The following is an 18,578-nucleotide window of genomic DNA, read 5'->3' on the forward strand; positions in this document are numbered from 1 at the left end:
AAACAAGGGCTGCCGGCAACTCAGTAGTGCGGAGGTCGTGTGATGGCAGGGGCGTCGAGAGACTGCTCCTCAAGCGATAGGAACCGCTCCGTCAATCTATCGAGTTTGGCGCGCGTCTGCTCCACGACCTTCCATTGCTCGGCCAGCTGGTCGGATAGCTCCTCGATCGTCTTCGCCTGGTGAGCAACAATTTCCTCGAGCTTTATCACGCGGCTTGTCTCGTCGGACATGGAACCTCCTTGCCGCAAGCGGCCAATTTCGTCCGCATCTGAAAAGCGGAAATAGTCCGTGCGGTCAATCATTTCGAGGGGCGGGCAGGGCGATTTGCAAAACTGAACCGTTTGGTTACTAAAAGCCCTTGCCGCATTCCGACTTGTGGGATAGGCCGGTAGCCCTCAGGGAGGAATTCTTATGGATGTTGGAAACGGCTTTCTTCATCCGGACCGGCTCTTTCCAGCCGATCCGGCAACCCGAACGGTCGCGCGCGATCTCTACGAGACGGTTCGCGCACTGCCGATCGTAAGCCCTCACGGGCATACAGAGCCGTCGTGGTTTGCCGACGACAAGCCGTTCGAGGATGCGTCTTCGCTCCTCGTCATCCCCGATCATTATCTCTTCCGCATGCTGCACAGCGTCGGCGTCCAGCTCGATGATCTTGGCGTTCCGCGCCTCGACGGCAAGCCGGTCGCCAAGGGCCGCGACATCTGGCGCGCCTTTGCCGCGCAGTATCATCTCTTCCGCGGCACGCCGTCTAGCCTGTGGGTCGACCATGCCATGTCGGCCGTGCTCGGTTGCGAAGAGCCGCTGACGCCTGAAAATGCAGATGCGCTCTACGACCATATCAACGCGCAGCTGGCGCTGCCGGAATTCCGGCCGCGCACCCTGCACAAGCGTTTCGGCATCGAGACGATCGCTACGACCGAAGGTGCGCTCGACCCGCTGGTGCATCACCAGACGATGGCCAAGGACGGCTGGATCGGCCGCGTCCGTACCACCTACCGGCCGGATAGCGTCACCGACCCGGATGCCGTCGGCTTCCGCGAAAACCTCGTCCGGCTTGGCGAACTCACCGATTGCGATGTGACGAAGTGGGATGGGTTGATCGACGCCCATCGCAAGCGCCGCGCCTATTTCCGCCAATATGGCGCGACCGCCACCGACCATGGCGTACCGACGGCCTTCACCGCGGACCTGCCGCTTGCCGATAAGCAGCGCCTGCTCGACAAGGCGCACAAGGGCACGCTGAGCGCCGAGGACGCGGAACTCTTCCGCGGCCAAATGCTGACCGAAATGGCGGGGCTTTCGGCCGAAGACGGCATGACGATGCAGATCCACGCCGGCTCGCGCCGCAACACGGATCGCGAACTGTTCCAGACCCGTGGTCCGAACATGGGCGCGGACATCCCGACACCGACCGACTGGGTCGGCGGTCTCTCTGCCATGCTCGCAAAGTACGGCCATGCGCCGGGTCTTCGCGTGCTGCTGTTCACGCTCGACGAGACGACTTATGCCCGCGAGTTGGCGCCGATGGCCGGCCATTGGCCGTGCCTGATGATCGGCCCGCCATGGTGGTTCCACGACAGCCCGAACGGTATTCGCCGCTATCTCGATCAGGTGGTGGAGACGGCAGGCTTCGCCAATCTGGCGGGTTTCAATGACGATACACGGGCGCTTCTGTCGATCCCGGCCCGCCACGATGTCTGGCGCCGCGAGGTCTGCCGCTTCCTGGCGCAGTTCGTGACTGAACACCGGATGTCCCGCAAGGAAGCCGAGATTGTTGCCGGCGATCTCTCCTACGGAAACGCGAAGAAGGCATACAAGCTGTGACCGAACGTCTGACAAGCCTTTCCGGCCTCGCGCCGACCGCAAAGCTTCCGGGCTATGATCGCAAGGCATTGAAGCCGGGTATCCTGCATCTCGGTCCCGGCGCGTTCTTTCGCGCTCACTTCGCGCCGTTCACCGACGCTGCGATTGCCGCCGCCGGCGGCGATTGGGGCATCGAGGTCGCGAGCCTGCGCACAGCCGATGTTGCCGATCACCTGAACGAGCAGAACGGGCTCTACACGATGCTCGTGCGCGATACGTCCGGCACGACCGCGCATGTTATCGGCCCGATCCTGCGCGCCCATGTCGCAACCCGCAATCCCGGCGATCTGCTTGCAAGACTGGAAGACCCGGCCATCCGCATCGTCAGCCTGACGGTAACGGAAAAGGCCTATGGCTTCGATTCCGCCACGGGCGGGCTCGACCTGAAACACCCCGACATTGCCGCCGACCTTGCCAACCGCCATGCGCCGCGCGGCGTCATCGGCTATCTCGTCGAAGGTCTTGCGCGCCGTCGCGATAAGGGCATAGCGCCATTCACGCCGCTCAGCTGCGACAACCTGCCGAGCAACGGCGCCGTATTGAAGCGGCTCGTGCTCGAGTTTGCCGGTCGCATCGATCCGGAGCTTCGCCAGTGGATCGAAACAAACGTACCCTTCCCATCGACCATGGTCGATCGCATCACGCCCGCAAGCACGGACGCCACCTATCGCGATGCCGAAAGGCTGACCGGCAGGCAGGATCTCGCGGCGATCGAGACCGAACCCTTCACGCAATGGGTGATCGAGGATCACTTCGCCAATGGCCGCCCGGAATGGGAGAAGGCCGGCGCGTTGATGGTCGAGGAAGTCTCGGCTTACGAAAAGATGAAGCTGCGGATGCTCAACGGGGCGCATTCGCTGCTCGCCTATCTCGGATATATAGGTGGCTATGAATTCATCCGCGACGTCATGGATGACGCCGGCCTGGCGGCCCTGGCACGCCGTCACATGAACGCAGCCGCCGCCACGCTCGATCCTGTACCCGGTATCGACCTAGAGGCCTATGCGGATGAGTTGATCGCACGCTTTGCAAACAAAGCGATCGCCCACCGCACCTATCAGATCGCCATGGACGGGACGCAGAAACTGCCGCAGCGTCTGCTGGAGCCCGCGACCGAGGCGTTGGAAAATGGCAGCAAGGCGGAAACCTATGCGATCGCAGTAGCTGCCTGGATGCGCTACGCCCTTGGTGTCGACAGGAACGGCGAACGCTACGAATTGCGTGATCCTCGCGCGACGGAAATTGCCGCTTTGCTGGCCGACGTGCCGCGCAATGGCGGTTCCGTGTCGAAAGCCTTGTTCGGTTTGCCGGGCCTCTTTCCGGCGGCGCTGACGGGCAATATCGGCTGGACCGAGGATGTGGCGAACAAGCTGGAGATCCTGATCCAGGACAACAGGCTCCCGCTGTTTTGAGGAAGAGCCTGCGACAGATTTCGTCGTCGCAGGGGATTTTCATAGACAGGTGATCGCCGCACTTTTATCACCCTTGGCGGCTGTTCTTGCCGGCTTACTTGCGCCCAGCCCGTCATCCCTGTGCTGTCATAGGGATTCGGTGTGCCCCATCCTTGGGGTGTAGGAGGCACGGCTTATGGTCATTCACCGCGCCGACGCTCGACGCCTGGTTTCCGGTGACAAGCAAAGGAATGACCGCCTCTCAGCTCAGTGCCTATCCCTTCACCCTCACCATTTCCGGATCGTACAACGGTTTCAGCGAAACTTGGCAGGGCACCCGCTCACGGGCCACGTCGAGTTCGTAGCTGCCGGACAGCACGAAGTCTTCGCTCACGCCTTCGGGGTTGCGGACATAGCCGTACCCGATCGGCTTGCCAATTGTGTAGCCGAAGCCGCCGCTGGAGAGCCAGCCGACGCGCTTGCCGTCACGGTAGACCGTCTCGCGGCCGAGCAGCACGATATCGGGATCCTCAGGCACGAAGCAGGCAAGCATCTTCTTGACGCCTGTCGCGAGCTGCCGTTCGATTGCCTCGCGGCCCCGAAACGGCGTGTTCTTCCTCGTCTTCAGGGCCCAGCCGAGTCCGGCTTCAACAGGTGTGTGATCCGGGCCGATATCCGAACCCCAGGCGCGATAACCCTTTTCGAGGCGGCAGCTTTCGATGGCGCGATAGCCGGCATTACCAAGTTGCAGCGGAGCGCCCGCCGCCATCAGCGCGTCATAAACCGTTGTTGCGTATTCGACCGGCACATGCAGCTCGTAACCGAGTTCCCCGACATAGGTGATGCGCAGCGCCCGGACCGGGCAGCCGGCAATGCCGATTGTCTTGACGCGCCCGAAGGGGAATGCGGCATTGGAAACATCGCTGTTTGTCACTTTCTCGAGCACGGCCCGCGCATTCGGTCCCATCAGCGCCAGAACGGAATAGGCGGAGGTGACGTCGACGAGCTCTGCATGCATCCCATCCGGAATATTGCGTGCGATCCAGTCGAAGTCATGTGTCGCGAAGCCGGTGCCGGTCACGATGTAATACTCGTCATCGGCGACGCGGGCGCAGGTGAGATCGCACTCGATGCCGCCCTTGTCGTTCAGCATTTGCGTGTAGACGAGCGAACCGACTGGCTTTGCCACGTCGTTGGAGGCGATCCACGACAATGCCGCCTCGGCATCGCGCCCCTTCAAGACAAACTTGGCGAAAGACGTCTGATCGAAGATCACGGCGGCTTCGCGCACCGCCTTGTGTTCCCGCCCGACGGCCTCGAACCAGTTCTGACGGCCGTAGGTGTAGATGTCCTTCGGTTCCTCGTTGGCGAAGAGATCGGCAAACCAGTTCGGCCGCTCCCATCCGAGTTTTTCGCCGAAGCAGGCCCCCTGCGCCTTCAGCCGGTCGTATAGCGGCGATTTGCGGCATGGTCGCCCGCTCGAATACTCCTCGAAGGGGAAGGCCAGCGTGTAGTGCTTGCCATAGGCCTCAAGCGTGCGCGTGCGCACCCAGTCCGTATCGAAGTGCGGGCGGCCGAAGCGGCGGATATCGACCGGCCAGAGGTCATAAGGCGGTTCACCCTTGGCAACCCATTCAGCCAACGCCATGCCGGCGCCGCCGCCGGACGCGATACCGAAGGCGTTGAAGCCGGCGCCGACGAAGAAGTTCTTCAGCTCCGGTGCTTCGCCGAGAATGAAGTTGCCATCGGGCGTAAAGCTCTCCGGCCCGTTCAGCAACTGTTTAACGCCGACGGTTTCGAGAGCCGGAACCCGGCCAAGCGCCTGCTCCATGACCTGCTCGAAATGATCGAAATTGCTGTCGAGCAGTGTGTAGTGGAAGCCTTCGGGAATACCGTCCTTGGCCCAGGGGATCGGGTTCGGCTCGTAGCCGCCCATGACGATGCCACCGACCTCCTCCTTGTAGTAGGTCAGCCGGTCGGGGTCGCGCAACGTCGGCAGGTTCGACGGCACGCCGAAGGATTCGGTGATGATGTACTGGTGCTCGACGGATACGAGCGGCACGTTTACGCCGAAGCGCGTCGCAAAGGCGCGCGTCCACTGGCCGGCGCAGACCACGACGCGTTCGCACTCAATGCGGCCATGCTCGGTGATGACAGCGCGAATCCTGCCCTTGTCGATCTCGAGATCGAGAACTTCTGTATCCTCGAAAATCGCGACACCGGACATGCGTGCGCCCTTGGCAAGCGCCTGCGTGATGTCAGATGGATTGGCCTGGCCATCGGTCGGCAGAAAGGCCGCGCCGACGAGATCGTCTATTGTCATCAGCGGCCAGAGATCGAAGGCCTCCTGCGGCGTCAGCAGTTGCATCTCGAGCCCGAAGGATTGCGCGGTCGTCGCCTGGCGCTTGACCTCGGTCCAGCGCTCCTCGTTGCAGGCTAGGCGCAAGCCTCCATTCATCTTCCAGCCGGTGCCTAGCCCGGTCTCGGCTTCAAGCTTCTTGTAGAGATCGACGGAATAGCCGAGCAGCTGGGTGATGTTGGCGCTGGTGCGCAACTGGCCAACGAGGCCGGCCGCATGGAAGGTCGTGCCCGAAGTCAGCTTCTTGCGCTCCAGAAGCACCGTGTCCGTCCAGCCGAGCTTGCCGAGATGGTAGGCCGTCGAGCAGCCGATGATCCCGCCGCCGATGACAACAGCCTTGGCGGTCTTTGGCAATTCCTTCGTCATATTACCGATCCTGTTCAAAAGCGTCATAGGCGCGCTCGAAGCGCGCTAAATTCTCGGCCGTATAACCGGCGTAGTCGAAGTCGATGGTGGAATGGATTTCCGACACCATGCTCCAGAGTGTCTCGCGCAGCAGCGACGCGCACTTCATGGCTTGGTAGCGCCGCCAGAGATTAGCACTCAGCGGCATCCGGTAGTAGGTCTCGAGCATGGCTCGCTCGGTCGCCTCGGAGAACTCGCTGTTGGAGGCAAGACCGCCAAGGTCGAAAAGCGGCGTGTTGAACCCCGCATAGTCCCAGTCGATCAGCCACAGGCGCTTGCCATCATCGAGAAAGTTGGCGGCCAGCATGTCGTTGTGGCCGAAGGCGATCTCGAACGGGCCACCCGCCGCCTCCAGCCTTTCGGCTTTGGCGAGCAGATCCGGGAAAAGCCGGCGATAGGGGCTGTCGGCTGCTTCCAGATTCGCGATGTAGTCGCGAATGACATGGAACACCCAGAAGATCGCCGCCGCGCCGCGAAATTCGCGGGCGATGTCATGGTGGCAGGCCCGCACCAGGGGGATCACACGCTCCAAAGTCTCGGGGCGCCGAAGATCCTCCGGCGTGAGCGCCTTCGACTCGATGTAGTCGAGGACGAGCACGCCCGGCGCATGATAAATGACTTCAGGCGACAGGCCCGCCGCATGTGCGGCCTGGCTGGCGGCAAGCTCGTTCTGCCGGCTGATATGGTGAACCGGAATGTCTTCGCCCAATCGGACGACGCGGCGAACCGTGCGATCCCGCACCAGATAATTCCGGTTTGTGATGCCACCGGTGATTGGGACAATTTCGATCGGACCCTGCCAAATGCCAAGCGCATGAATCCGATCTTCAGGCGTCACGCTTTTCCCCTTCGCGGCCTATCCTATTGAAATCATGGCCAGAGAGGGATCAGCTGTCAAGCGCGGCTAGATCGTGGCGCCTGATGCATCAAAGACATGACACCGGGCCGGATCGAAGGACGCTTTCACGTTCGTTCCGCGTTCGACCTTTTGCTGGCCGTCGAGTGCGATCGTCAGCTGCTGTCCGTCCGGAGTCTTCGCGTAGAGCATGGTTGCGCCGCCGAGGTTTTCAACGAGATCGACATTGACAGTCGTAAGCGTGATCCCGCCGGTTTCGAGCACCGAAAGATGTTCCGGTCTGATGCCGAAGGTAACGGCTTGCCCGGCCTCCGTATTGAGCCGGCGCGGCAGGCGAACGGCGTTGCCGCAGACGTTGATGGTCGTGTCTGCTTCGCCCACCTGCTCGATGCGGGCCTGCAGGAAGTTCATTTTCGGGCTGCCAATGAAGCCCGCGACGAAGCGGTTCGCCGGGTTGTTGTAGAGATCGAGCGGCGCGCCGACCTGCTCGATACGGCCGGAGTTCAGCACGACGATCTTGTCGGCCATGGTCATGGCCTCCACTTGGTCGTGGGTAACGTAGATCATCGTATTGCCGAGGCTGCGATGCAGTCGGGAAATCTCGACGCGCATCTGCACCCGCAGTTCCGCGTCGAGGTTGGAGAGCGGTTCGTCGAACAGGAAGATGCGCGGTTCGCGCACGATCGCACGGCCGATCGCGACGCGCTGACGCTGGCCGCCGGAGAGTGCCTTCGGCTTGCGCTCAAGCAGCTTTTCGATCTGCAGGATTTCGGCGGCGCGCTTCACCTTCGGCTGAATCTCTGCCTTCTTGTAGCCGGCCGTCTCAAGCCCGAAGGCCAGGTTCTTGTAGACGGACATATGCGGGTAGAGCGCATAGGACTGGAACACCATCGCGATGCCGCGCTTGGCCGGCGCCACCTCGTTCATCCGCTCGTTGTCGAGCAGAAGCGCGCCGCCGGTGATCTCTTCGAGACCCGCGATCATGCGCAAGAGCGTGGACTTGCCGCAGCCTGACGGGCCGACGAAGACCGCGAACTCGCCGGGATCAATCTTCAGGTCGATGCCGTGGATAACATCAAGCGCGCCGTAGCGCTTTTCGACCTTCTGGAGAACGACGCTTGTTGCCATGATCTCAGGATCCTCCCTGGTCCGTTACTTCGTGCGAGCACGCCAGTCGGCGTACTTCGGGCTGTCCGATCCGATCGGCAGGATGACTTCGCTGCCGGTATCGGACGATTGGTAGATGGCGGTCACGAGTTCCAGCGCGCGGCGCGCGTCCTTTGTCGTCACCGGCAGCGGACCATTGCCGCTGAGATAGGCGTGGAAATGCTCCATCTGCGTGGTGAAGCGAGGCGCGACCGGTTGCCAATGACCGATGATGGCGTCGATGCGCGCCTGCACATCGTCATTCGCGGCGATGATCTTCCATGGATCCTTACCCGGTGAGTAAGGCTCATGGTTGCTTTCGAAGGTGACGTTTTCGAAGTGCAGCCGCAACCGGCTGATCTCCTCCTGGGAGCCCAGCGTGCAGGAGAGAGACACGAAGGCGCCGCTCTGCATCAATAGGCTTGCCGAGGCGCAATCCTCGACCTCGATGTCGTTGACGCGAGTTGCGACCCTACCGAACACCTTCGATACCGGACCCATCAGATGCAACAGCATATCGTGTAGGTGCAGCGCATGGGTGACCAACACGCCCCCAAGCTCCGTCGCCCACTTGCCGCGCCAAGGCACGGAGTAATACTCGGGCGTGCGGCGCCAGAAAGTTTCCACCGAGCCCATATAGGGCCTGCCCGCGATACCCGCCTCGATGATCCGTTTCGCCTTTTCGATGCCGTCGCCGTAGCGATACTGGAAAATCGGCATCAGCGTCCCTTTGGCCGCCTTCTCCGCTTCGATGATCATATCGACGCCGGAAAGCGAGCCGGTCAACGGCTTCTCGCAGATGACGTGCTTGCCCGCTGCCAGCGCCGCCACCACCTGCTCCAGGTGGATGCCGGGCGGCGTGCAGATGTCGACGATATCGACGCTCTCATCGGCCAGCACGTCGGCAAACGAGGTCGTGCACTTGGCGATGTCGAACTCGTCGCCGATCTCGCGCAGCCGCTCTTCGTTCAGGTCGCAGATCGCCACCACCTTGAACTTCTCGGGATGCGGCAAGTAGCCTTCGACGATGTGGGAACGGCCGATGCCGCAGCCAACGATCGCAACTCTCTTGATAGTCATTGACCTATATCCGTAACTGCATCAGCGCTTCATGCCTGTCGTGGCGATGCCTTCGATCAGCAATCGCTGGAAAAACAGGAAGAAGAAGAACACCGGCACCAGCGTCAGCGTGGACATGGCGAACAGGCCGCCCCAGTCCGATGCGCTGGTCGAGTCGACGAAGGTGCGCAGGCCGAGCTGGATCGTGTAGGTGTTCATGTCGTTGAGGTAGATCAGCGGCCCGAAGAAGTCGTCCCAGGTCCAGATGAAGGAAAAGATCGCTGCGGTCGCTAGCACCGGCAGTGATAGCGGCAGCATGATCTTCCAGTAGATGCGCCAGGCACTGCACCCGTCCATCATCGCCGCTTCGTCGAGTTCGCGCGGGATGCCGCGGAAGAACTGCACCATCAGGAAGATGAAGAAGGCATCGCTTGCCAGAAACTTCGGCACGACCAGCGGCAGGATGGTGTTCACCCAACCGAGGTTGAGGAACAGCACATACTGCGGAATGAGCGTCACGTGGTACGGGATCATCAGTGTGCCGAGCATGATCGCGAACCAGAAGTTCCGGCCGGCGAAACGCAGCCGGGCAAAGGCGTAGGCTGCCAGCGAACAGGCAACAACATTGCCGATGACGGTCAGTACCGAAATGACCAGCGAGTTCCAGAAGAACCGGCCGAAGCTGATGTCGAGGCCGACCCAGCCGCGAAGATAGGATGAGAAGTCGATCGACGACGGAATGAGCGAGGTCGACGAGAAGATCTCGTTTTCCGGCCGAACCGACGCGGAGACCATCCACAGCAGCGGATAGAGCATCAGCAGCGAGCCGAGGATCAGCAGCGTATGGACCGTGATCGATGCCGGGAGGCTGCGCTTGGTGATATCGGAAGGTGGTGCCGCAACGGCCGATGTAATCCCGTTAGTCATCGTAGTGCACCCAATAACGCGAGGTCAGGAAGGAGAAGGCAGTGAAGACCGCGATGATCAGCACGAGGACCCAGGCGAGCGCCGAGGCGTAGCCCATGCGGAAATTTCCGAAAGCCTCCTGATAGAGATAGAGCGTGTAGAACAGCGTCGAGTTGATCGGCCCGCCTGTGCCGCCCGAGATGATGAAGGCCGGTGTGAAGGCCTTGAAGGCATCGATCGTCTGAACGACGGCGTTGAAGAAGATGACCGGCGTCAAGAGCGGCAGAGTGATCTTGTAGAACTGCCGGAACTTGGATGCGCCGTCGAGGCTGGCGGCCTCATACATATCGGTCGGAATTTGCCGCAGGCCGGCAAGGAAGATGATCATTGGCGAGCCGAACTGCCAAACGCTGAGCGCCACCAGCGTATAGATCGAATAGCTGGGATGTGAGATCCAACTCGGACCTTCGATCCCGAAATTGGCAAGCGCCGCGTTGACCAGGCCGTCGCGGGCGAAGAGCTGCCGCCAGAGGACGGCGATCGCCACGCTGCCGCCGAGCAGCGACGGCAGATAGAAGATGGCGCGGTAGACGGGCAGACCGCGCACACCCTTGTTAAGCGCCATCGCGACCAAGAGTGCGAAAGCGAGCTTGAACGGAACCGAGAGCACAACATAGGTCAGGGTCACCGACATTGCCGACGCGAACTTCGGGTCGGCCGTCGCGATACGCACGTAGTTGGCAGCACCCACCCAGCCCGGCGACTGCAACATGTCGAAGTCGGTGAAGGACAAGTAGAGCGAAATCAGAGCAGGTCCGAGGGTCAGCCCGAAAAAGCCCAGAAGCCAGGGCAATAGGAACAGGTAACCCGGCGCATTGGCATTCCACAGCCGCCGAAAACGGCTGTCTGCCACTGCTCCCTGGTAATGTTCCACTGCTACGGCTCCGCTAGCCGTCGTGCGCATCGCATTGGTCATAGGTTTCAACCTCGCGCGAGAATACGCGTGATCTCATCCACGAGCTGCTTGCCGCCATCGGCTGGCGCCACCTGGCCAAAAGCAACCTGCTCGGAAATGTTGCGCAAGGTCAGTTCGCCTTCGCCCGCGCCCGAGGGCGGCGGCGGCGGCAACTTGCCGGCAAGTTCTCCAAGTCCGGCGACATACTCCAGCGGAATTTTGCCCACTGCATCGAGCTTGCCAGCGACCACGTCACGCATGGCAGCGGACTCTGGAATGCCGCGCTCGACACCGAGCAAGACCGCAGCATCCGGATTCTGCACGAAGAAGTTGACATAATCGACCGCCTGCTCAAGCACCTTCGATTGCGACGACACCGAGAAGAACATCGATGGCTTGCGATAGTGCCCACCCTTGGAGTCCTTGGCGACCCGCATGTAGTTGGTAAGTGCGAGCTTGTCCTTGTTCATCTGCTGATAGGCAACGAACTGGTTCGAATGCGCGTAGCCGGCAGCCGACTTGCCGAGCGAGACAGTATTGGTCTCGATGTCGTTCTTGTCCAACGCCTGAATGTCGGCGGGGACGCAGGCGCCGCTTTCGCGGAACTTGTTCCACATATCGAACCATTCGGAGGCTTCCTCGACGCCGAAGGCAATCTTGCCGTCCGCCGTGTAGAGGGCCTTGCCGCGCTGGCGAAGGTAGTTTTCGAACAGGGGCTCGGCACCGCTGCCGTCGGCCATGCCGAACATGCCCTTCCGCTTGCCCGCCTTGGTCAGCTCGGCGGCCATCTTGCCGAACTCTTCCCACGTGGTTGCCTGGGTCGGCAGGTCTATACCTGCTTCCTGGAAGGCAGTGGTGTTGAGCACCGTTGCGGCCGAGTTGGCACCGAGGCTGACGCCATAGAGGTGTCCATTCACACTGCCGCCTTCGACCTGTGCCTTGTCGAAATCGCCCAGATTGAGCTTGGCCGGCATATAGGACTCAAGCGGTGCAAGCGCGCCGCGCCCGGCATACTCGACGATGTACCGATAATCCATCTGGATCACGTCGGGCGCGTTCTTGCCGGCAACCTGTGTTGCCAGGCGCGGCCAGTAGTCGCCCCAGCCGAGAAATTCGCCGGTGATCGAAACGCCGGGATTTTTCGACTTGTAGAGATCCGAGACCTTATTGGTGCGGTCTGCGCGCGGTTGCGAGCCCCACCAGATAAGGCGAAGTCGGGCATCCTCTGCGAATGCAGGGGCACCGAGCGCCGAAAGCGACAGGAGCGAAGCTCCCCCCGCCATGAAGCCACGTCTATTTATGCTGAACGTCATCTGTTCTCCTCCTCCCTTGGGGAACGCCTCCACACGTTCCTTGCTGGTTTCTCTTGCAACAAATAACTAATTGGTTACAAGCTATGGACAAGCGTTGAGGCTGTCAAGCGCTGATGTTGATGGTGCCGCTGACGCTTCTCGTTTTTACAATCTGTTCTCAACGTACTATGAGCGCAATGGGGAAATTGGAAAGGTGAGCCGATGGAAGGCGCCGGCAGAAATGGGCAAAAGAAGAGAGTAAGGCGTCAATCGCCCGAACGTGTCCTGCAGCGCGATCCGGAACGGACCCGCGCGGCAATCCTTGAGGCTGCGACCAAGGAATTTGCTGAGAACGGCATCGGCGGGGCGCGCGTCGACGCCATCGCCGAGCGTGCTGGCACAAACAAGCGCATGCTTTACCACTACTTCGGCGACAAGGAACAGCTCTATCTCAGGGTGCTGGAGGAGGCCTATGTCGGGATCCGCACCGCCGAACGCGAGCTCCATATCGGCGACCGCACGCCTGAGGAGGGCATTGGTGAGTTGGCGCTGTTCACCTGGCGCTATTTCCTGAAGCACCCGGAATTTCTCAGTCTGCTCGGAACCGAGAACCTTCATCGCGCCCGCTGGCTACGCCAATCGGTTCGGCTCAAGGAATTGCATTCGCATTTGATCGGAGAACTCGCCGACGTGCTGGAGCGCGGCAAGAAGGCTGGTGTCTTCATCGCCAATGCCGACCCGCTGAATGTTTACCTGACGATTGCCTCGCTCGGATATTTCTATCTGTCCAACCAGTACACGCTTTCGACGATTTTCGGCCGTGACCTGGCGGAGCCGGGCAATCTCAACGCCTGGGAGAGGCACATCGTCCACGTGACCCTCGCATCGATTTCCGCCTGATCCGTGAAATTCGCCATCGGCTATTGACAGGAAACCATCTCTGCCATCAGGTAACTGTTTAGTTACAGCTTTGCCATGAGCCGCGAATAGGGGGCGCAGCTTTCCTTGGTCAGGCATCAGGACGCTGTTCGTTTCATACGCATGAGGAGGATCATTCGATGGAGAAACGTCGCTTTGCTTTGATTGGAACGGGAAACCGCGGCACCACCATGTGGGGCAAGGAATTGCTTGCCGGCTGGCGCGAGCATGTGGATCTCGTCGCGATCGTCGACACCAACTCGCTGCGTGCCGAGCGAGCCCGCACGATGATCGGCAGCAATGCGCCGATCTACGAAAACATCGACGCCATGCTCGCTGAGCAGCAGGTCGATCTCGTCATCGTCTGCACGCCGGATTATACGCATGACGACATCGTCGTTCGTGCTTTGGAAGCCGGCATCGACGTCATTACGGAAAAGCCGATGACGACGGCTGTCGACAAGATCCGCCGTATCCTCGATGCGGAAAAACGAACCGGCAAGCGCGTGGACGTGTCGTTCAACTACCGCTACGCGCCGACGGCGGCCAAGATCAAGGAGCTGCTGAATGGCGGCGAGATCGGCCGCGTCACCTCGGTCGACTTCCACTGGTACCTCGATACGAAGCACGGGGCCGACTATTTCCGTCGCTGGCACGCCTATGCAGAAAACTCCGGCAGCCTTTTCGTGCACAAGGCGACGCATCACTTCGATCTCTTGAACTGGTATCTGGATAGCGACCCCGATGCCGTCACTTCCTTCGCCGACCTGCAGAACTACGGCCGCAAGGGGCCGTTCCGCGGCCCGCGCTGCAAGCTCTGTCCGCATACTGGCGAGTGTGACTATTATCTCGACCTCGAAGCCGATCCATTCCTCGATTCACTGTACGAAGACCCGTCGAAAATCGATGGCTACTTCCGCGACGGCTGCGTTTATCGCGAGGATATCGATATCCCCGACACGATGGTCGTCAGCATCCGCTACAAGAACAACGTCCATGTTTCCTATTCGCTGAATACCTTCCAGCCGATCGAAGGCCACCACATCGCCTTCAACGGCACGCATGGGCGCATTGAGCTCAGGCAATACGAAAAGCAGCCCTGGGAAACGCCTGACGAGGACACTATCCTGCTCGTCCGCAATTTCCCGAAAGACAAGCCGGCCGTCGAACGCATCGTCGTGCCGCATTCGGCGGGCGGCCACTACGGCGGCGACAACCGCATGCGCAACATGATCTTCAAGCAGGGGATGGAAGACAAGCTTGGCCAACGAGCCGGCACGCGTGCTGGCGCCATGTCGGTACTGTGTGGCATTGCGGCGCTCACCAGTTCGCGCACCGGCAAGGTCGTGAAGATCTCCGATTTGATGCCGGAGATCGTCGCCGCTGCACCGGCGAATTTGAAAGCCGGCTAAGCAATAAGTGCCAGGTCGCGGCGCAGGATCTGATATCGGAGCGGTTCGCCCTTGGTGAACCGCTCTATTTCATCGATTGCCATGTCCCCGAGGCGCCCGCGCTCGAGCCCCACTGCGCCGGCGATGTGCGGCGTCAGGAAGACATTCGGCAGATCGTAGAAAGCCGACCCCCTCTCGGGTATTTCAGGATCCGTGACGTCGATGATGGCGTCGATTTTCCCATTGGCGAGCGTCTTGAGCAGCGCAGCTTCGTCGATCAGGGCGCCGCGCGCCGTGTTGATCAGCGTTGCGCCGTCCTTCATCAGCGACAGCTCCTCTGTTCCGATCATATGACGCGTCGAGGCAAGAGATGGCGCATGCAGGGAGACGATATCGGATCGTGTCATCAACGTCGGCAGGTCGACCTTCTCGGTTCCGAGGCTTTTCGCCTCGACTACATCGACGGTGGGGTCGAAGAGAAGCACGTTGTATTCGAATGGTCGCAACAGCTCGATGACCCGTCGGCCGATGCGCGATGCGCCGACGATGCCGACCGTGCGGCGATAATTGCCGATCGCCAGCCGCTGCATCGCGTGCGTCCGGTGTCGGTCGCGATCCGCGACGTAAAGGTCGCGAAAGCGGAACACCTGCTTGCCGGCGAAGATGATTGTCGCAAGCGTAAACTCCGCAACCGGCACCGAGTTCGCTTCGGCGGCGTGCGTGACGGCAATGCCGGCATCGAAGATCTGCTCGTCGACGATTCCCTTCACGGTTCCGGCCGCATGGGCGATGAGCCGCAGCCGTGGTGCGGCCGCAAGCACCTCGCGACCGATATAGGGCGCCCCCCAACCGGTGATGAGGATGTCGGTCTCGGCGAGAACGCGGCGAGCACGATCGTCGCTAAAGCTCTGAAGCGGTGTAGGGTCGAGAAGATGGCCGATCTCCGCCAACCGGCGCAGCGCCTCGGCGTTCAGGACGTGCTCTGTTCGGGATGGCTGCATGGCAAGCGCGATGGACGGGTGCTTCATGGCATCTGCCCCGGTGCCTTGATGGCGCTGACCTCGATGCCGGCGCTCGCCACAAGGGCTTCAAGCTCCGCAATGTCAGGAGCCTTTGGTCGAGCAGCCCACGCGGCGGCTACCGTGCTTGTGTCGTTGGCGGCAAGGACCGCGGTCATCAGGATCGTCTGGCCTGCTGGAATTTCACCACGCAGCTGCGGCACCAGCGTCTTCGCAACGATCATGTTGGTGTTCGGCGGCGCCTTTTGTGTGACGCCGGTGCGCGGTGCCTGAGAGCCGAGATCGACAATTCCGCTGAAGTCAGCTTCCCCGACGGCGTAGGCGCTCGAACCGTCCGCGACAAGCGTATCGAGCTCGAAATCCCGGCGTGCGATCGCAAAGCCGCCTTCCGCGGTCTGCAGAGGCCGGGGTGTGTTGATCCGGTGGACGCGGATGTGCCATGGCGCTGCCGGCACCAGCCAAGTCTCGACGTCTACATCCTGGAATGGCGACCACTTGGAATAAAGAACATCACCAGCAAGCTTGGCCTCCCGGTTGGTCTCGCGAACACGGTAATGCAGGCCATCATCGCTGAAGGCGAGGGCTGAATCGAAGGCGGCGCCGGCGAAGTTGCGCTCGTCGGATTCGACGCTGAATCCGTAGCGGCTGGAATAGGCGAACTTCGCGTATTTCTCCGTGCCGAACCGCATCTGCAGGTTCTCCTGGCCGGAGGAAAGCGCGACGACGTCGCCGCCATTGCGCATCAGCACCATGCCGGGATGGCGCTGCGGCAGGACGCTCGCCGTTTCGACAGGCGGCTTTTCCGGCGCAGTCCAAAAGGGATGATCCTCGGCCAAAGCCAGCGGCAGGAACGCCTTGAATGCCCAATAGGGCGAACCGGCTGAATTGTAGTTCTCGGACATCAGCAGGTTGGGATAGCCGAAGCCGATCGACAGGATGCCGTCGCGGTTGGTCATCGGCTTGTCCTTCCACCAGCGCAGATGCTGCAGGCAGCGGCTCTTGATTTCGCCCCAAGGCAAGGCCTCAAGATCGGCGAAGGCAAGAGCTGACCAGAAACCGGCGCAGGCGAAGCGGTAGGTCAGGCTGCGGCCGAACGGAATCGTCGCACCATCCGAGCCGAACCAGTGTTTGAAGTCATTGGCGAAGAGGACAGCACGTTCGCGGTAACGCTCTGCGTAGTCGTCGTCGACGAGCTTGGAGTAGATCAGGCCGTAGAAATGCATGGCGAATGGAATGTAGTGGTCGATACGGCGAACATTGCCGTCACGGTACCAGCCGTCACCGATGTAGAAGCCCTCTAGCTCCTCGAGATATTGCTTGGTCAGGCTGCGGTCGAAATTGGCGCCGACGCGGTCGAGCGCGATGTCGACGAAGATGCGGAAGAATTTCCAGTTGTTGTCGGCATAGTCGAACTGCCGGGCATGCTTGAGATAGGCGACGACATTGTCGCGCGCCCGGCCGCTCAGCGGCTCCCAGACCTTCTCCGGCACCAGTGCCAGCGCGAAGCCGAGCGCCGCAAGCTCTACCATGCGCTGATCGCGACCGTTGACGGTCCCCCAATATTCAGGGTGTCTCGGGTCTGTGCCATTGGCGATGCCCTCGGCAAAGCGGTGCCATTCCTCGAAGTCGCCGCCACCCGCGCCAAACGGCGCCAATCCCCAGAGCGGCCGCGCAAAGCCTTCGAGATCCGCTGCCGCGCGATCGAAATGCGCAGCCGCGCCATCAAGCCGGACGCGGGCATTGCCTGCCGAAAAAAAGGGAAGCAGCGGATCGAAGAGGTCACGCAGCGCGCGCGACATGTCCTCGCGTGTCTTCAGCGGATTGTTGGCAAGCGGATTTGCACTGGCGGGGTCATAGGTCATCGGCATTGCTCATTTCAGGAGTTCGGAACGGTGCCGCCGCCAATTGGCACGACGGCATGGCAAATCTGGCGGGCAGGGGCATTGCGGTCCTTGAAGCGCGCAACAATAAGACTGACTGCCTCCCTGCCAAGCGCCATGCGATCGACGCGCATGGTCGACAGCGGTGGGTTGGTCATCAGCGCGCAGGGAAGATCGTCGAAGCCGACGATGGCGAAATCCTCCGGCACCCGCATTCCGGCCTCGGTTGCGGCTTCGAGAACGCCGACGGCGATGAAATCGTTCATGCAGAAGGCGGCAGTGAAGCCGACGTTCTCCGCGAGCACGGCGGACGTCAGTTCGTGCGCTTCGCGGGTTGCACTGCCATGGAAGGTCATCGACACAAGGCGTCCTTCCGCACCCTCCACCTCTGAAATCGCAGCTTTGAAGCCGCGCACGCGCTCGCGAATCGTGTTCCGGTGCGATCCCGTCAAATGTAGGATCCGGCGATGGCCGGCATTCAGTAGACGGGTCGTCGCTTCATAGGCACCGAAAAAGTTCGAAGGTGAAACGCCGTCGATCTTGAGCCGCGGATCGGTGCCGTTGACCAGCACCGTCGGGATCGCGGCGTCCTCGAACCAGGCGCGCAACTCGGCGCTCGGATCGATTCCGACGAGGAACAGCCCGCCGGCACCGGCCGTCTGCATATACTCATGGACCACGTCCGGCGTAGCCCTGTTCTCGCGGATGAGCCGCACCTCGAAGGGAAGACCGGCATCGAGGGCGCCGGCGCGCAACCCCTCGACGATCCCTTCGTAGAAGACACTCAGCCCGCCTGTTACCCCATCGCTGGCTATCAAGGCGAGAGTGCCGCGCAGCGGACCGCTCGTCGTGCGGGCCGAGTAACCGTTCTCGGCCGCCACCTTGAGAATGTGCTGGCGCACGCTTTCGCTGATTCCGGGCTCGTTGGCGAGCACGCGGGACACCGTGGATACGGAGACTCCAGCCATGGCTGCGATGTCGGCTTGTCTCAGTCTTTTGGTCTTCATCTCGTTCATATCGAGGAGATTATGCAAATAATGCAAATTTGCAAGAAAAAGATAATTTGTTGCATTGAGTATTTTTTTGCGTAATCTACGCCGCATAAGCCCACTAAGCCGTTGGAGGATGGCGGGGC

At 61.1% G+C, this 18,578-nt stretch carries 15 protein-coding genes; 4 read left to right on the forward strand and 11 right to left on the reverse strand.

Annotated elements, in window-relative coordinates; translation table 11 throughout:
- Positions 1-20: 20 nt before the first annotated feature.
- The gene (locus tag FHT76_RS23195) at positions 21-230 is read right to left on the reverse strand and encodes a SlyX family protein (RefSeq protein WP_183753742.1); all 210 of its coding nucleotides are present in this window, start codon (positions 228-230) and stop codon (positions 21-23) included.
- A 181-nt stretch (positions 231-411) separates the two neighbouring features.
- Here FHT76_RS23195 and uxaC point away from each other — a divergent pair, with 181 nt between their 5' ends.
- Together uxaC and FHT76_RS23205 are read left to right on the forward strand one after the other, a co-directional pair.
- On the forward strand, positions 412-1,827 hold the full coding sequence (uxaC, locus tag FHT76_RS23200) for a glucuronate isomerase (RefSeq protein WP_259126349.1): 1,416 nt from the start codon (positions 412-414) through the stop codon (positions 1,825-1,827).
- Complete coding sequence (locus FHT76_RS23205; RefSeq protein WP_259126350.1) at positions 1,824-3,278, forward strand: mannitol dehydrogenase family protein; 1,455 nt, start codon at positions 1,824-1,826, stop codon at positions 3,276-3,278. The genes uxaC and FHT76_RS23205 overlap by 4 nt, the downstream gene beginning before the upstream one ends.
- 253 nt (positions 3,279-3,531) lie before the next feature.
- Here FHT76_RS23205 and FHT76_RS23210 read toward each other — a convergent pair whose 3' ends face one another.
- The 7 genes from FHT76_RS23210 to FHT76_RS23240 form a co-directional block, all read right to left on the reverse strand.
- Entirely contained in the window at positions 3,532-5,982 is a 2,451-nt protein-coding gene (locus tag FHT76_RS23210; RefSeq protein ID WP_259126351.1) for an FAD-dependent oxidoreductase, read from the reverse strand.
- 1 nt (position 5,983) lies between these two features.
- A complete protein-coding gene (locus tag FHT76_RS23215) occupies positions 5,984-6,859 on the reverse strand; it encodes a phosphotransferase family protein (RefSeq protein ID WP_259185908.1) in 876 nt (291 codons plus the stop codon).
- 66 nt (positions 6,860-6,925) lie between these two features.
- Entirely contained in the window at positions 6,926-8,005 is a 1,080-nt protein-coding gene (locus tag FHT76_RS23220; protein ID WP_113365370.1) for an ABC transporter ATP-binding protein, read from the reverse strand.
- 24 nt (positions 8,006-8,029) lie between these two features.
- The gene (locus FHT76_RS23225) at positions 8,030-9,103 is read right to left on the reverse strand and encodes a Gfo/Idh/MocA family protein (RefSeq protein WP_183863286.1); all 1,074 of its coding nucleotides are present in this window, start codon (positions 9,101-9,103) and stop codon (positions 8,030-8,032) included.
- A 21-nt stretch (positions 9,104-9,124) separates the two neighbouring features.
- On the reverse strand, positions 9,125-10,009 hold the full coding sequence (locus FHT76_RS23230) for a carbohydrate ABC transporter permease (RefSeq protein ID WP_183863288.1): 885 nt from the start codon (positions 10,007-10,009) through the stop codon (positions 9,125-9,127).
- On the reverse strand, positions 10,002-10,964 hold the full coding sequence (locus tag FHT76_RS23235; RefSeq protein ID WP_183753727.1) for a carbohydrate ABC transporter permease: 963 nt from the start codon (positions 10,962-10,964) through the stop codon (positions 10,002-10,004). Before FHT76_RS23235 ends, FHT76_RS23230 begins: the two co-directional genes overlap by 8 nt.
- A gap of 5 nt (positions 10,965-10,969) precedes the next feature.
- A complete protein-coding gene (locus FHT76_RS23240) occupies positions 10,970-12,256 on the reverse strand; it encodes an ABC transporter substrate-binding protein (protein ID WP_183753725.1) in 1,287 nt (428 codons plus the stop codon).
- A 201-nt stretch (positions 12,257-12,457) separates the two neighbouring features.
- On the opposite strand from FHT76_RS23240, the gene FHT76_RS23245 reads away from it, so the two are divergent.
- Positions 12,458-13,135: a TetR/AcrR family transcriptional regulator gene (locus FHT76_RS23245; protein ID WP_183863290.1), complete on the forward strand. Its 678-nt coding sequence runs from the start codon at positions 12,458-12,460 to the stop codon at positions 13,133-13,135.
- A gap of 158 nt (positions 13,136-13,293) precedes the next feature.
- Entirely contained in the window at positions 13,294-14,565 is a 1,272-nt protein-coding gene (locus tag FHT76_RS23250) for a Gfo/Idh/MocA family protein (protein ID WP_183863292.1), read from the forward strand.
- On the opposite strand, the gene FHT76_RS23255 is transcribed toward FHT76_RS23250, so the two are convergent.
- Genes FHT76_RS23255 through FHT76_RS23265 form a run of 3 tightly spaced genes read right to left on the reverse strand, consistent with a single transcriptional unit; the run spans position 14,562 to position 18,459 of the window.
- Positions 14,562-15,572 (reverse strand): hydroxyacid dehydrogenase, encoded by a 1,011-nt coding sequence (locus FHT76_RS23255; RefSeq protein WP_259185909.1) that lies wholly within the window; start codon positions 15,570-15,572, stop codon positions 14,562-14,564. The genes FHT76_RS23250 and FHT76_RS23255 overlap by 4 nt on opposite strands.
- On the reverse strand, positions 15,569-17,425 hold the full coding sequence (locus FHT76_RS23260) for a DUF2264 domain-containing protein (RefSeq protein ID WP_183863296.1): 1,857 nt from the start codon (positions 17,423-17,425) through the stop codon (positions 15,569-15,571). Before FHT76_RS23260 ends, FHT76_RS23255 begins: the two co-directional genes overlap by 4 nt.
- A 14-nt stretch (positions 17,426-17,439) precedes the next feature.
- Positions 17,440-18,459 carry a LacI family DNA-binding transcriptional regulator gene (locus FHT76_RS23265; RefSeq protein ID WP_183863298.1) on the reverse strand — a complete coding sequence of 340 codons (1,020 nt, stop codon included), beginning with the start codon at positions 18,457-18,459 and terminating at the stop codon, positions 17,440-17,442.
- Positions 18,460-18,578 lie beyond the last annotated feature (119 nt).

This window comes from Rhizobium sp. BK176 (assembly GCF_024808055.1).

Coding starts and splice junctions, on each gene's coding strand:
- FHT76_RS23195 (WP_183753742.1), bottom strand. CDS start 230: ATGTCCGACGAGACAAGCCGCGTGATAAAGCTCGAGGAAATTGTTGCT.
- FHT76_RS23265 (WP_183863298.1), bottom strand. CDS start 18,459: ATGAACGAGATGAAGACCAAAAGACTGAGACAAGCCGACATCGCAGCC.
- FHT76_RS23230 (WP_183863288.1), bottom strand. CDS start 10,009: ATGACTAACGGGATTACATCGGCCGTTGCGGCACCACCTTCCGATATC.
- FHT76_RS23220 (WP_113365370.1), bottom strand. CDS start 8,005: ATGGCAACAAGCGTCGTTCTCCAGAAGGTCGAAAAGCGCTACGGCGCG.
- FHT76_RS23210 (WP_259126351.1), bottom strand. CDS start 5,982: ATGACGAAGGAATTGCCAAAGACCGCCAAGGCTGTTGTCATCGGCGGC.
- FHT76_RS23245 (WP_183863290.1), top strand. CDS start 12,458: ATGGAAGGCGCCGGCAGAAATGGGCAAAAGAAGAGAGTAAGGCGTCAA.
- FHT76_RS23240 (WP_183753725.1), bottom strand. CDS start 12,256: ATGACGTTCAGCATAAATAGACGTGGCTTCATGGCGGGGGGAGCTTCG.
- FHT76_RS23260 (WP_183863296.1), bottom strand. CDS start 17,425: ATGACCTATGACCCCGCCAGTGCAAATCCGCTTGCCAACAATCCGCTG.
- uxaC (WP_259126349.1), top strand. CDS start 412: ATGGATGTTGGAAACGGCTTTCTTCATCCGGACCGGCTCTTTCCAGCC.
- FHT76_RS23250 (WP_183863292.1), top strand. CDS start 13,294: ATGGAGAAACGTCGCTTTGCTTTGATTGGAACGGGAAACCGCGGCACC.
- FHT76_RS23225 (WP_183863286.1), bottom strand. CDS start 9,103: ATGACTATCAAGAGAGTTGCGATCGTTGGCTGCGGCATCGGCCGTTCC.
- FHT76_RS23235 (WP_183753727.1), bottom strand. CDS start 10,964: ATGACCAATGCGATGCGCACGACGGCTAGCGGAGCCGTAGCAGTGGAA.
- FHT76_RS23255 (WP_259185909.1), bottom strand. CDS start 15,572: ATGAAGCACCCGTCCATCGCGCTTGCCATGCAGCCATCCCGAACAGAG.